Origin of the sequence: Yunchengibacter salinarum (assembly GCF_037658235.1) — a bacterium.
GTDB lineage: Bacteria > Pseudomonadota > Alphaproteobacteria > Sphingomonadales > Kordiimonadaceae > Yunchengibacter > Yunchengibacter salinarum.
The window spans coordinates 71418-84745 of record NZ_JBBJLN010000005.1 but is presented as its reverse complement, the minus strand read 5'-3'; the positions used below and the strand labels follow the sequence as shown (position 1 = coordinate 84745).

General features: G+C 64.2%; 14 protein-coding genes and 1 tRNA gene. 5 read left to right on the top strand and 10 right to left on the bottom strand.

Annotated features, from left to right (window positions below; translation table 11 throughout):
- Positions 1–29: 29 nt before the first annotated feature.
- Positions 30–467 carry a 50S ribosomal protein L21 gene (rplU, locus tag WGH93_RS06840; RefSeq protein WP_374764120.1) on the bottom strand — a complete coding sequence of 146 codons (438 nt, stop codon included), beginning with the start codon at positions 465–467 and terminating at the stop codon, positions 30–32.
- A gap of 280 nt (positions 468–747) precedes the next feature.
- Here rplU and WGH93_RS06835 point away from each other — a divergent pair.
- Positions 748–838: transfer RNA gene (locus WGH93_RS06835), tRNA-Ser, on the top strand.
- 369 nt (positions 839–1207) lie between these two features.
- Positions 1208–2044 (top strand): protein NO VEIN domain-containing protein, encoded by an 837-nt coding sequence (locus WGH93_RS06830; protein ID WP_374764119.1) that lies wholly within the window; start codon positions 1208–1210, stop codon positions 2042–2044.
- 19 nt (positions 2045–2063) lie between these two features.
- Here the strand turns inward: WGH93_RS06830 and WGH93_RS06825 are convergent, their stop codons facing one another.
- From WGH93_RS06825 to WGH93_RS06785, 9 genes are all read right to left on the bottom strand, one after another.
- Positions 2064–2213, bottom strand: a complete 150-nt coding sequence (locus WGH93_RS06825) for a hypothetical protein (protein ID WP_374764118.1) — start codon at positions 2211–2213, stop codon at positions 2064–2066.
- A gap of 266 nt (positions 2214–2479) precedes the next feature.
- Positions 2480–2659 carry a hypothetical protein gene (locus tag WGH93_RS06820; protein WP_374764117.1) on the bottom strand — a complete coding sequence of 60 codons (180 nt, stop codon included), beginning with the start codon at positions 2657–2659 and terminating at the stop codon, positions 2480–2482.
- Positions 2660–2706: 47 nt separating this feature from the next.
- Positions 2707–3789, bottom strand: coding sequence for an ACR3 family arsenite efflux transporter (gene arsB, locus WGH93_RS06815; protein ID WP_374764116.1), 1083 nt, complete (start codon positions 3787–3789; stop codon positions 2707–2709).
- Positions 3786–4208, bottom strand: a complete 423-nt coding sequence (locus WGH93_RS06810; RefSeq protein ID WP_374764115.1) for an arsenate reductase ArsC — start codon at positions 4206–4208, stop codon at positions 3786–3788. Before WGH93_RS06810 ends, arsB begins: the two co-directional genes overlap by 4 nt.
- Positions 4209–4292: 84 nt before the next feature.
- Entirely contained in the window at positions 4293–5930 is a 1638-nt protein-coding gene (locus WGH93_RS06805) for an acetate--CoA ligase (protein ID WP_374764114.1), read from the bottom strand.
- 44 nt (positions 5931–5974) lie between these two features.
- Positions 5975–6529 carry a VOC family protein gene (locus WGH93_RS06800; protein ID WP_374764113.1) on the bottom strand — a complete coding sequence of 185 codons (555 nt, stop codon included), beginning with the start codon at positions 6527–6529 and terminating at the stop codon, positions 5975–5977.
- A gap of 21 nt (positions 6530–6550) precedes the next feature.
- Positions 6551–7333 (bottom strand): SDR family oxidoreductase, encoded by a 783-nt coding sequence (locus WGH93_RS06795; protein ID WP_374764112.1) that lies wholly within the window; start codon positions 7331–7333, stop codon positions 6551–6553.
- Positions 7334–7361: 28 nt separating this feature from the next.
- Entirely contained in the window at positions 7362–8174 is an 813-nt protein-coding gene (locus tag WGH93_RS06790; RefSeq protein ID WP_374764111.1) for an SDR family NAD(P)-dependent oxidoreductase, read from the bottom strand.
- Positions 8175–8184: 10 nt separating this feature from the next.
- Complete coding sequence (locus WGH93_RS06785; protein WP_374764110.1) at positions 8185–10596, bottom strand: TonB-dependent receptor; 2412 nt, start codon at positions 10594–10596, stop codon at positions 8185–8187.
- Positions 10597–11068: 472 nt separating this feature from the next.
- Here WGH93_RS06785 and WGH93_RS06780 point away from each other — a divergent pair, with 472 nt between their 5' ends.
- The 3 genes from WGH93_RS06780 to WGH93_RS06770 all read left to right on the top strand — a co-directional run bounded on the left by WGH93_RS06780 (position 11069) and on the right by WGH93_RS06770 (position 13295).
- Positions 11069–11554, top strand: a complete 486-nt coding sequence (locus tag WGH93_RS06780; protein WP_374764109.1) for a 2,4'-dihydroxyacetophenone dioxygenase family protein — start codon at positions 11069–11071, stop codon at positions 11552–11554.
- 146 nt (positions 11555–11700) lie between these two features.
- Positions 11701–12828 (top strand): helix-turn-helix transcriptional regulator, encoded by a 1128-nt coding sequence (locus tag WGH93_RS06775; RefSeq protein ID WP_374764108.1) that lies wholly within the window; start codon positions 11701–11703, stop codon positions 12826–12828.
- Positions 12825–13295 carry a 2,4'-dihydroxyacetophenone dioxygenase family protein gene (locus WGH93_RS06770; RefSeq protein ID WP_374764107.1) on the top strand — a complete coding sequence of 157 codons (471 nt, stop codon included), beginning with the start codon at positions 12825–12827 and terminating at the stop codon, positions 13293–13295. Before WGH93_RS06775 ends, WGH93_RS06770 begins: the two co-directional genes overlap by 4 nt.
- Positions 13296–13328 lie beyond the last annotated feature (33 nt).

The window sequence follows — 13328 nt, the reverse complement described above, 5'->3', positions numbered from 1 at the left end:
TCTCTCCTTCAGCTTAAGCAGTGCTGCGCTTATTCGGCGCTTGCGGCTTGTGTCTCTGTTTTGCTCGTGTCGGTCTTGGCCGCGCTTTTCTTCGCGCCGCCGCCGGACTTGGCGATCTTGGTCACGCGCAGAACGGTGATTTCCTGGCGATGACCCTTCTTGCGGCGATAATTGTGGCGGCGCTTCTTTTTGAAGACGGTGATCTTCTTGTCTTTCTTCTGCTCCAGCACCTCGGCGGTTACCTTGGCACCCTTGAGCAGCGGCTCACCGACCTTGACGCCCTTGTCGTCGCCGATCATGAGCACGTCATCCAGTGCGATGGAGGCGCCGACGTCACCGTCCAGCTTTTCCACCTTGATCACGTCACCCTCGGCCACACGATACTGCTTGCCGCCAGTCTTGACGATCGCATACATGGCTGTTCCTTTCTTCACATGTGCCGCAATCAACCGGGTGGCCGGACCCATCCTTTTCCCGCAATGGGCGGGGGCCACGCTTTGGGCGGTTGCCGCAGGCGTTCTTGTTCGGGGCCAGGCCGATCAGACCGGGCAGACCCTTGAACGCGCGGACTATACGGATTTGCCCCCTGGAGTCAAGCGCCCTCGCGGCCACGCCCCACCCGCACGCCGCCCGGCACAGGATGCCGGGGCGGGATGCCGGAACGGGTGCGCATTTGCTCTTGAAGGCAAGGGGGGACATTGTGTATGCACATCGCACCCTAGCGACGCGCAAGTGTCCCTGATTTGCGGAGAGGTGCCGGAGCGGTCGAACGGGGCGGTCTCGAAAACCGTTGTACCCTTCACGGGTACCGAGGGTTCGAATCCCTCCCTCTCCGCCATTATCATGTAAGGAATTCAAGATGAGGCTCCCTTTGGGGGGCTTTTTCAGAGGCGTTCGCCGGACCCGACCGAACCTCGGAGACTGGCAAGAGGCCGAATTCGGGTTGCTGAACCGCTTTCGTCTCAAACCGAGCGAACCTCATCTGGACCGGTTCGGCTTCGTAAAGGCCAGCGTTTCCAACGGTTCTCGTAGGTCGCTCAAAATTGCATTCAGCGGGCATACTTCCGGTTAACTTGGCCGCCGGGGAAACACGTAGCAAGTCGATTCTGGGAAAAGCGTGCGACATGCCCCCTTTATTAGATATCAAAAATCTGACAGGTCTTCGAGCATTGGTGACAAATCGCTATCAGGTCAGTAGCCTGGCCTAATGTCGAGTGACCCTTGGACCGAGAAAGAGAATGATCTGATTGTCGCGGATTATTTCGCGATGCTGGAGGATGACGCTTTTGGGCGCCCATATAGCAAGGCGGCGCATCGCCGCGCGCTTGTGCCGTTGTTAAATGGCCGCTCGGAGGCATCGATCGAGTTTAAGCACCAGAACATCAGCGCGGTTCTGAAAGGGCTCGGCGAAGATTGGATTCCCGGATATAAGCCCGCTTTTAATTTCCAAATGTCTTTGGTTGAAGCGGTGGCACGGTGGCTGGCAGCGAATCCCATGTGGTTCGACCGTTTGTCAGATTTACGTCTGGCGGCTGGTTTTCAGGAAACTGCGCCAATCTGTACGGGCCCGCCACCTACATGGTCAAACCAGTCGCCACCCCAGGAGTTAGAGCAGGTTCAGCATATCGCTCGAATATTCGACGTGGCAGGCCGGGACGAGCGCAACCGTGCCCTCGGCCGCGCCGGCGAGGAGCGCGTTCTGGCGCATGAGTGGGCATCGCTACGGTCGGCGGGACGTGATGACCTGGCGCGAAAGGTCCGTTGGGTGTCTGAGGAGGACGGCGACGGCGCGGGCTATGACATCGCGAGTTTCGCGCCAGATGGTCAGGCGCGCTTGATTGAGGTGAAGACGACGAACGGGTGGGAACGGACGCCCTTCCACATCACCCGCAACGAGCTGGCGGTTGCGGAAGAGCGCCGATCCGAATGGTTCTTGTTCCGGCTTTGGGGTTTCTCGCGGGAGCCGAGGGCCTTCGAACTGTATCCGCCGCTCAATGCCCACGTCACACTCACGGCCACAGCATTCGTGGCAGGCTTCCATTGATGGCAGGGCGCCGGCGCGCTCAGTCAAAAACCATGTCCATCTGCTCCGCCCACGGCCGATCGGCAACTGTGACGAGGTCGTTCAGCGAAAGCGCCGGTGGTACGCGCCTGATGACGAGGTGTTCGAGCACCTCCGGCGACAGATAGGCGAGCCGCATCATGCGGCTCACGAACCGGTCCGAGACCTTCTCGGCCGCGGCGATATCCTGAATGGTGGAAGCGGTATCTGTTTACAACTACCGCCTTCAACTCAAGCGCGGGCGCGATGGCGTCCATCACATAAGGGTCCTGTGGTTGGCTGTCCCTGACTGGTCACCTCGTTAAGTAAGAGTGTCTATCGTCACCCACTACCCACCTGTGCAGCCCCCAGCGCACAACCAAAAACGCCGGAAGGGTTGTTCCCTCCGGCGTTTATCTCTTCTGCTGCGGGCCGCGTTCAGTAGCTTACGCGGTAGCCGATGGAGATGCGGCGGCCGGGGCCGCGGACATTGGCGAACTGGCTGTTGAAGGCCTGGTTGATCACCGGCAGGTAGTGATTGTTGAACAGGTTGGTCACGCCCAGCTCGAACCGGCCCGGCATTGATGGTGCCGAACAGGTCCACCAGCAGATCGTCATTGATATCCTGCCCGCCCCCCCGCAAACGTGGCGCCCGCCATAGACTTTCAGGCGGGAAAGGCGTGCCGCGTGCGGTTGGCCAGGGCCACGAGGGACAGCATGACCGGCACTTCCACCAGCACGCCCACCACCGTGGCGAGCGCCGCGCCGGAGCCGAGCCCGAACAGGCTGATGGCCACCGCCACCGCCAGTTCGAAAAAGTTGGATGTGCCGATCAGGGCGGCGGGGGCGGCGGTGGCAAACGGCACGCGCCACAGATAGGCCCAGCCATAGGCCAGGGCGAAAATTCCGTAGGACTGGATCAGCAGCGGCACCGCGATCAGGCCGATCACCCCCGGCTTGTCCACCAGCGTTTCCGCCTGAAGGGCGAACAGCAGCACCACCGTCGCCACAAGGCCCATGGTGGCAAAAGGCTTGACCCGGTTGGTGAAGGCGGCGAGCCGGTGTGCCGCCACGGTGCTGTCGGGCGCGCCCCGTGTCACGCCCAGCCGTGTCAGCGTGCCCGCGATCAGGGGCGTGACCACATACAGCACCACCGACAGCAGCAGCGTTTCCCATGGCACCAGCACATCCGTCACGCCCAGCAGCAGGGCGGCGATCGGGGCGAAGGCCACCACCATGATCAGGTCGTTAACGGACACCTGCACCAGCGTATAGGTGGCATCCCCCCGCACAAGCTGGCTCCACACAAAGACCATGGCCGTGCAGGGGGCCACACCCAGCAGAATCATGCCCGCAATATACTGGTTGGCATCCGCCGGGCTCACCAGGTCCGCGAACAGGTGGTGAAAGAACAGCACGCCCAGCCCGGCCATGGTGAAAGGCTTGATCAGCCAGTTCACCACCAGGGTAATGCACAGGCCGCGCGGGCGACGGCCCAGATTTTTCAGCGATCCCAGGTCCACATTGATCATCATGGGATAGATCATGGCCCAGATGAAAACCGCCACCACCAGATTGACCCGCGCCACTTCCAGATCGGCAATGGCGGCCATGGCGCCGGGCACCAGAAGGCCCAGGCCCACGCCCGCCGCGATGGCCAGTCCCACCCAGACGGACAGATAGCGTTCAAAAAAGCCCAGCGGGCTCGTGGCGTTATCAGATGCGGGCTGGTCGGGGGTGTCCGTCATGTGAACCGGTCCTTTACACGGGTGATGATATCCGCCAGCACCGCGTCGAAAAAGGCGCTGCGTTCGTGTTCGTCGCCGTCCGCGGCAGCCGGGTCGGGCAACGACCAGTGCAGGCGGTCGGCAGGTCCGGCAAAGGCCGGGCAGCTTTCCCCCGCCGCGCGGTCGCATACGGTCAGAACCCGGTCAAAAGCCTGCCCGGCGAACCGGTCCCAGCTTTTGCTGTGCGGGTCATGTACGGTAATACCATGGCGGTCAAGCGCTGCCAGCGCCAGCGGGTGCACCTGACCGGTGGGGTGGCTGCCCGCGCTTTCCGCCCGCCAGCCCGGCGCCAGATGATTGATCGCCGCCTCTGTCATGATGGAACGGCAACTGTTTCCGGTGCAGAGCACCAGAACGCGGAATGGTGGTGTATCCGGCATGGCATGTCTTCCCCTGACGCGGCGCCGCTGCAAAGCCTGTCATGACCGGGAGCGATCCAACACCGGATTCATGACAGCTTCGTGTCAGTGCCGGTTTCTGTTCCATTCCCGGCGTCGCAGGTCCACCCGGCGGATCTTGCCCGAAACGGTTTTGGGCAGGCTGGCCACGAAGCGGATGCGGCGCGGATATTTATAAGGGGCGGTGACCGCTTTCACATGGGCCTGTAACACGGCGGCCAGCGCGTCGGACCCTTCATGGCCCGGTGTCAGCACCACATAGGCGGTGACCACTTCGCCGCGCTCCGCATCGGGGCTTGATACCACGGCTGATTCCGCCACCAAAGGGTGTTCCTGCAAGGCGCTTTCCACCTCGAAGGGGCCGATGCGATAGCCGCTGGACAGAATCACGTCATCGGCCCGGCTCTTGAACCAGAAAATGCCGTGCCTGTCCCGTGTGCCCCGGTCGCCGGTGAAATACCAGTCGCCGTGAAAGCGGCTCGCGGTCTGGTCCGGGTCGTCCTGATATTCCAGAAACAGCCCCCTGGGCCGGTCGGGTTTGACGCGCAGGGCGATGTGCCCCTCGGCGCCGGCGTTCAGGGGCGTGCCCGCATCGTCCACAATGGCAAGGTCCACGCCCGGCGCCGGGCGGCCCATGCTGCCGGGGGCGGGGGTCATGCCGGGAAAGGTACCCGCCAGCAGCGCGGTTTCGGTCTGGCCGTAGCCGTCGCGGATGGTGATGCCGGTGGCGGCGTGCCAGCGGGCGATCACGTCCGGGTTCAGGGGTTCGCCCGCGCTGACGCAGCTTGTCAGGCTGTGCCCCGCCAGTGCGGCGCTGTCCTCTTGGATCAACATGCGATACACGGTGGGCGCGGCGCACAGGCTGGCGACCCGGTGGCGCACCATCAGCGGCAGCATGTGCGCGGCATCGAACGCGCCATCAGGGTGCACCATCAGATGCGCGCGCATCAGCAGGGGGGCGAAATAGCTGGACCAGGCGGCCTTGGCCCAGCCCGTGTCGGAAATGTTCCAGTGCCGGGTTCCGGGCGCCAGGCCGAGCCAGTCCCGCCCCGTGACCAGATGGGCCAGGCCATAGGCCTGCCCGTGCAATGTGCGCTTGGGGTAGCCGGTGGTGCCGGATGTGAAATAACACAGCGCCGGATCGCTGGCCCGCGTGTTTGCCGCCGGGGCGGGGTCGGCACCTGCAAGCGCCGTCTGGATATCCGTGAAGGCCGGGGAGCCTCCGGTTTCCGCCTCCCCCACGCTCAGCATTGCATGTGGTGTGGGCAGCCCCCGCAGGGCCGCGGCCACTGTGCCCGTCAGGGCGGTGTCCGCGATCAGGGCGCTGGGCGGCAGGCTTTCCAGCCGGTAGCGCAGGTCCCGTTCCCGAAGCTGGGTGGTGCCGGGGCAGGCCACCGCGCCCAGCCACAGGCAGGCGGTCAGCGTTTCCCACCAGGCCGGGTGCCGCCCCAGCAGGATCATCACCGGGTCGCCGGGCCCCACCCCGGCGGCATGGAGCACCCCGGCCAGCCGCCGGGCCCGGTCCATCAGGTGGGAGATGGTGTAGCTGGTCGCATCATCCCCGTTCATGAAGCTGATGGCGGGATCGTCCGGCGCGGCTTCCGCCCAGGGCAGCAGCACGTCGCGGGCGAAATTGAAGCGGTCCCGTCCGCCGGGGTCGATGCGGTCATACAGGGCCTGAACCGGGTCCGGGGTGGGGGTCATGTCGCGGTGCTCCTGCTGGCGGGGGCGGTGTCAGCCCGGCCCGCTCACAGCGTGGCGGGGTCGAACGGGCGGATGATGTTTTTGCCATCCCAGTTCATGCTGGCCTGCCGGACCATGTGGAACAGGGATTCCACCGGGTCCGTCAGCTCGATCAGTTCGATCATGCCGCCATTGGCGCGGCGGGTGTCCATATAGGCGGCGCGGGCGCCCACCCCAGCCACGCCGTACAGCGCCTGTTCAAAGCCCTGATCGCGGTAGAAGCGCACGCTGGCATCGAAATCCGTGGTGGATACGGCCCAGTGATGGAAGCCATAGCCGCGGTCCCGGCGCACATCCTCATACACACTGGGGGCATCGTTGCGCTGCTGGATCAATTCGAAGCACATAGAGCCGGAAAAGGCGAGCCCCAGCGAAATATCCAGGTCCGCGGGCTGGCCGCGATAGGTGCAGTCGGCCAGGGGGAAGCTTTCAAAATAAATCCAAGGGCCGATGTTCAGGGTTTTGCTCCAGTCGGTCATGGCGGCGTGGATGTCCGGCACGATGTGGGCTTCCTGCATGATGGCGCCAAGCGGCTGGCCGAAGCTGAGCATACGGGTCATGGCCTTGTTTTCCTTCTCAAGTCAGACAATGTGCATACCGCCGTCCACCACAAGCTGGGCGCCGGTGACGTGTTTGGCTTCATCGCTGGCCAGATAGAGCACCGCATGGGCGATGTCGTCCGGCTCGCCGAACTCGGCCATGGGAATGCGGCTGACAAAGGCGGCCTGCGCTTCTTCCCGGCTGATGCCTTCCTTGGCCGCCGTGTCATCGAACAGCCTGTCCAGCATGGGGGTCATGATCTGGCCGGGATGCACCGAATTGCAGCGCACTTTCGGCGAGGTGGCGGCGGCGTGCAGCGCCACGGACATGGTAAGCTGGCGCACCCCCGCCTTGGCGGCGCCGTAAGCGGTGATGAAGGGGGTGCCCACAAGGGCGGCGATGGACGACATGTTGACGATCGCCCCGCCGCCGCTTTCGCGGATCACCGGCAGGGCCGCCCGGCAGCCGAGAAACACCCCGTCCAGATTGATTTCCTGCACCCGTCGCCAGGTGGCGAGCGGCGTGTCCTCCGGGCTGGTGGCCCCGCTGGCCTCGCCGAGCCCGGCATTGTTCACCAATATGTGCAGGCCGCCCGCCTCATGGGTGATGTCGGTCATGAGACTCTCCCAGCGGTCCTCGCGGGTGACATCCTGATGGCGGTACCGGGCACCGGTTTTGCGGGCAAGCGCTTCGCCCGCCTTGTCCTGTATGTCGCTGAAATAGACGTTGGCCCCCTCGCGCATCATCATGGCGACGATGGCGGCCCCCAGCCCCGATGCGCCACCTGTGACGAGCGCGGTTTTCCCTTTCAGACGGTTGGCCATCAGGCCCCTCCTTGAAGTGTTGCTGTTTTTATTGCGTATGGGCGGCGGGCAGGCCCGCCAGTTGGCCGCCGTCCACCAGCAGGCCGTGCCCGGTGATCATGGCCGCCTGCCCGGAAAGCAGAAAGGCGATGGCATGGGCGATGTCGACGGGCCTGGCCACCCGGCCCAAAGGGACCTGTGCTGCCATGCCCGCCAACATCGCTTCCCGGGAGGGGAACTGTTCGGCGACCGGGTCCAACATTTCACTGTCCACATAGGTGGGGTGGATGCTGTTGCACCGGATGCCCGTGTTCTGGCGTCCGCAATAAAGCGCCACGGACTTGGTGAGGATGGTCACGCCCCCCTTTGAGGCGCAGTAACCGGCAATATCTTCGCCGCCCACCAGCCCGCCAATGCTGGACACATTGACGATGGCGCCGCCCCATCCGCCGCGCTGCCGGTTCATGCGCTTCACCGCTTCCCGGCAACCCAGGAATACGCCGGTCAGGTTCACCGACAGCATGGCGTTCCAGTCATTCAGGCTGAGGTCTTCGAACGGGCCGGCGGTGCCGATGCCGGCGCAGTTGACCAGATAATCCAGTTGGCCATGATCGGCGATCACGCCGTCCAGCAGGGTCTGCCAGTCCGCCTCGCTGGCCACGTCCAGCCTTTGCCCGCTGGCGCCGGGCAGGGTGCGGGCGGTGGCCTCTGCCGCTTCGGCGTTGATGTCGGCGATGATGACGCTGGCGCCCGCCTCGGCCAGCAGGGCGGCGGTGGCCCGGCCTATGCCGCTGGCGCCGCCGGTGATGACCGCCACCCGGCCCGTGTGGCCGGATGGCGTGGTGCGTGTGTCCTCTGTCATGGATCGCCCCCTAGAACCGGTAGCCAAGCGACAGGCCCCATTCGCGCGGGCGGCCATAATAGGCTTCCACAAAGCCGAAGGCGTCCACATTGATGCCGTTGGTCAGATACTTCTTGTCCAGCAGATTGCTGCCGAACACCGCCAGTTGCCACGGCCCGTCCTCAGGCGACAGGGTCAGGCGGGCATCCAGCAGCCAGTATCCCGGCTGGGACAGCAGATTGCCGTTCACATCCAGCGTCGGCGAGTTGATCGGGTCCTTTTCCACCGTGCTGATATAGCTGGCGTCACCGCGCAGGGTCAGGCCCAGCGTGTCCGTGGGGTGCAGCGTGTACTGGGCGCCGAAATTCATGTTCCAGCTCGGCGCTTCCGGCAGTTCCGCATCCTCCGGGATGGTCACATTGGGCTCAAGCTCTGTGTATTTGTCGGCCAGATAGGCCACGCTGGCATCGATGGACAGGTCCGGCAGCGGTACGGCGGACACTTCCAGTTCCACGCCCTTGATCTCGTTCTCGGCGGCGTTTTCCACGTTCAGCACCAGCGCGCCGCCCTGGCCCGCCCGAACGGTGGTCAACTGGATGTCTTCATAGATATTATAGAAAGTGGCCAGATTGACCGTCAGCCGGTTGTCGTACCAGCTTGTCTTGGCGCCCAGCTCGAAGCTCCACAGCTTTTCGGGATCGAACGGATTTTCGCCCACATTGCCATTGGTGGGGCGCGGACTCCAGCCGCCGGATTTGAAACCCTTGGACACGGTGGCGAACATCATCAGCGTGTCGGACGGCTCATATTCGATGCCGAAGCGCGGCGACAGATCGGTCCAGCTTTCCCTGAGCGTGCGGGGGCCCACAAGCTGCTGGCGGCCGCGCAGGCTCACATGGTCCTGGAAATAGATCTTGCGCTCCCAGGTATAGCGCAGGCCCGCCGTGACGGACCATTCCGGCGTGATGTCATAGCTGGCCTGGCCGAACAGGGCGATATTGTCCACATCGATCATGTTCAGCGGCTCAAGCGAAGCCTCGAAGCCGAGAAAGGGCAGGGTGCCGTCCAGCAATTGCACCTGATTGAAGTCGCGGGCGTTCTCGTCGAAATAATAGGCGCCCAGCAGCCAGAACAGCTTGTCGTCAAAGGCGTTGCCGGAAAGCTGAAGCTCCTGGCTCACCTGATTCTGCCATTGCCGGTTGTCGGTGGAGACGATGGGCAGTGGCGTCTTGTCCGAGTCTCGGCTGAAACCGGCCTGAAGGTCGCGGTAGGCGGTGATGGATTTCAGGCTCACATTGTCCGAAATGTCCCAGTTGATGTTCAGCGATACGCCCCAGATATCCAGATCGTCGCGGGACCTGTCCGTGCCGTTGGACGTGAACACATCATCCGTCAGCCAGCGCTCATCGAACTGGGTGTCCGCGGGCAAGCCAAGGCCGGGGGCCAGTTGCGGCGCTACCACGGCGTTGTAAAGGTCGATCAGGGTCAGCGCGTCGCCCGGTGTGGGGTCGAACGGGATGCCCACCGCCGGGTCCGCGATGGCAGTGCCCGGCACGAACGCCCTGAGCGAGCCCACAGCGCCGTTTTCCCGCTGGTGCGTCACATCGCCGGACAGCGAGATTTCAAGGTCCGCTCGCGGTGTCCAGCGCAGCATCCCGCGCGCGATGTATTTGTTGTCGTCCCCCAGGTCCAGCCCGTCGCTCAGGCGTTGGCCGTAGCCGTCCCGGTTGATGGTGGCGGCGGATACCTTGGCGAACAGCTTGTCCTCCACGATCGGGCCGGACAGATAGCCCTGAAGATCCAGCCGGTTGAACCGCCCGGTGGTGGCCTGAACGCGGCCCTCCACCTCGTTGGTGGGGCGGTTGGTGACGATTTTGATGGCGCCGCCAATGGTGTTGCGGCCATACAGCGTGCCCTGCGGGCCGCGCAGCACCTCGACGCGCTCCACATCCACCAGGCTCATCATGCCGCCGACGGAGCGGGCGATATACACATCGTCCAGATACAGGCCCACGCCCGGATCATTGGGGAAGATGAAGTCGTTCTGCCCCACCCCGCGCATGAAAATCTGCGCCGCGCTGTCGCCGCCGTCCGGGCGGCCCTGATTGATGCGCAGATTGGGGGTGAACTGCTGAATGCCCTTCAGTTCGAAGATGTTACGCTTTTCCAGCCCTTCGGTGGAAAAGGCGGTGACCGCCACCGGTGTGGATTGCAGCCCCTCTTCCCGTTTGCGGGCGGTGACGGTGATTTCCTCCACCGCATATCGTGACCTGTCCAGCGCGGCGCCGTCCGTGTTTCTGGTTTCCTGTGCCTGTGTGGCCGGGGCCGCCAGCGCCACCGCCAGCAGGGATACACCCAGCCCGGCGCGTGCCCGTATGGCTTTGGTGCCCATGACATCCGTATTGCGCCCCCATGGGCCGCCCGTGTGAAATGATGACTGCATGAGTCCTCCCCAATTCTGTTGCGGCCTTTTCCGGGGCGCGGGCACCCTCCCAAGTGCGATCGCGCCGATGACCGTTCTGATACGCTGCCACCCCGTGTCAGGCCGGCCTATAGCGGAAAACACTCATTTGCGCTCACGCTCCGGCTTCTCCTCTACCGGCACCGATAATCGGTGCCGGAGGCCGCGACCGCGGCCCGCCGCCTTTGCGGCGCCCCCGTGGAGCGGTGAGCGTCAGCGAACGAGCGTGAGCGCAAACGAGCAGTTTCCATGTGCTCCTGCCTCTCCTCTACCGGCACCGATAATCGGTGCCGGAGGCCGCGACCGCGGCCCGCCGCTTATGCGGCGCCCCTTTGGTGCGGTGAGCGTAGCGAACGAGCGTGAGCGCATATGAGTAATTTCCGTCATATCGGGGGGTGGGGGCTGTCCCTAGGCTGGGTGACAGCGATCATGCTTCATGAGGGGAGGACGAACCATGAGCACCGCGCAACTGCAAAAAAGCGATACTTCCGCCATCAAGCCGGTCAAGCCGCGCTTTCCGGCGTTTTTCGATCCCGGCACGCTGGACTGGGCGCCCTGGGTGATGGAGGGCACTTGGTTCAAGCTGCTGAACGTGGATATGAAAACCGGCGGCTTCACCATGCTGCTGAAAGTGGACGCGGACAATGAAGCCCCCGTGCACGGCCATCTGGGCGCGGTGGAAGCCTATGTGCTGGAAGGCGAGTTCGGCTATGAGGAAGACCGTGGCGGGGTCGGTTCCTATGTCTATGAGGAGGCGGGGTCCATCCACATGCCCACCGCGCCGGACGGCACGGTGATGTTCGCCATCGCCCATGGTCCGCTCACCGGTTATAATGACGACGGCTCCATCGCCGGGGTGATCGATGCCTCCGTGATGCTGACAATGGCCCGCGAGGCGGGCGCCGCCGACCATGTGCTTAAGCGCAACCATCTGGACTAGAACCCATACAGGGCAGGCGCGAAAAACAATCACGCCTGTTCGTTTTTATGGGGTATTCAGGTCGATTGCGCTATGCTGGCGCCGGGTCCGCTGCCGGGCCCGGTCGATCCGTCGCGGCACCGGGCCGCCATGCGTGGGAGGATGACATGCGCCTTGACAGCATTGTACCCGCCGAGGAGGTTCTGGGCGTTACCGAAGCCTTGCTGGACTGCCCGTCCCTTGAGGACGCGAGCGACCGGCTGGCCCGCCCGGTGGGTGATTTCGTCGGTGCCCGATCCGCGGCGCTGTTCCAGTTCCGCTGGGACAATGGCCTGCCACGGGTCGGCTTTTCAAGCTGCTTCGGCGTGGACCCCACCTATCACGCCCTCTATAACGACCATTATTTCCGCCATGATCCGCTGGTGCACAGCGCCATGCTCAGGTCCGGGCGCCAGCCGGGCACACGGCCCGAAGTGGGCCTGTTCTGCCTGGCGGACATTTCGGATTATGACCGTCTGATGAAGACGGATTATTACAACGACTTTTTCCGCCCGATCAGCGTGCATCATGTGCTGGCGATTTCCGTTCCCACCGGGCGGCCAGAAGAATCGCTGGTGATGGGGTTGCACCGGCCCGCCGATGCCAAGCCTTTCGACGCCGAGGACATGGCCCGCGCGCGCGCCGTATCCCGCACGGTGATGACCAAATTCCAGGCGCTGCTGCGGGATGTGCAACTGGCGGAAAAGACCGCCATCATCGATATACTGGCCGAGACCCGCGGCGGGCGGGCCGTTCTGGCGATCGATTCCAAAGGGATGATTCTGTATCGCAACCGGATTGAGGGCAGCCGCCCCTTTTCCGACCTTCAGGCCGGGACGGCCCTGCCGGACTCGCTGATGGCGCTGGTGCGGCCCGCCATGCGCCAGCTCGACCGGGAAGGTCAGCCGCCGGGCGGCAAGCCGCTGGCGGTGACCACCGGCGAAGGGCTGGGCCTGGCGGTCAGCCTGCGGCATATTTCCGGCGGCGGGATGGCCCGGCGCTATGTGCTGACCCTGGAACGGGAAAGCCGCCCCGACATGGAAAGCCGTGCCGCCGCACTGGGCCTGACCAGGCGGGAAAGCGTGATCGCCCGTGCCGTGGCGGAAGGTTATTCCAATGGCGCCATCGCCAATCTTTATTCCATCAGCGTGCGCACGGTGGAAAACCATCTGCGCGCCATTTATGCCAAGTGCGGCGCCTCGTCCCGCACGCGGCTGACCCATATGCTGCTCAATGACGCGGGAGAGACACCATGACCGATCAGGGCGCGATCGCCTCCGCCAGCACCGCCACCAAGGCGGGCCGCACATCCACCATGCTGGGAGCCAGCAAAATGCCCTGGGTGCCTTTCGCGCTGGAGGGCACCTTCTTCAAGCCCCTGCATCTGGACGACGATCAGGGCAAGGCCACCTTCATGCTGAAGATTCCCGCCGGGGCCGCCGCCAGCAGCCACAAGCATCTGGCGGCGGTGGAAGCCTATGTGGTGTCGGGGGGCTTCACCTATGAAGGGGAGGGCACCGTCGGGCCGGGGGATTATGTGTATGAGCCGGGCGGCATCGTGCATGAACCGGCAGCCGAAGGGGCGGACGACCTGATCCTGTTCGTGGTGGCACAGGGGCCGGTGCAGGGGATGGATGCCCACGGCACCCCCCTTGGCGTGATCGACAATGACGTGATCTATGACTGCGCCTTGAAGGGCGGGGTGGCGGATCATCTGCGCTGAACGGGGGCAACCGCCCCCGCGCGTGGGGCTGCC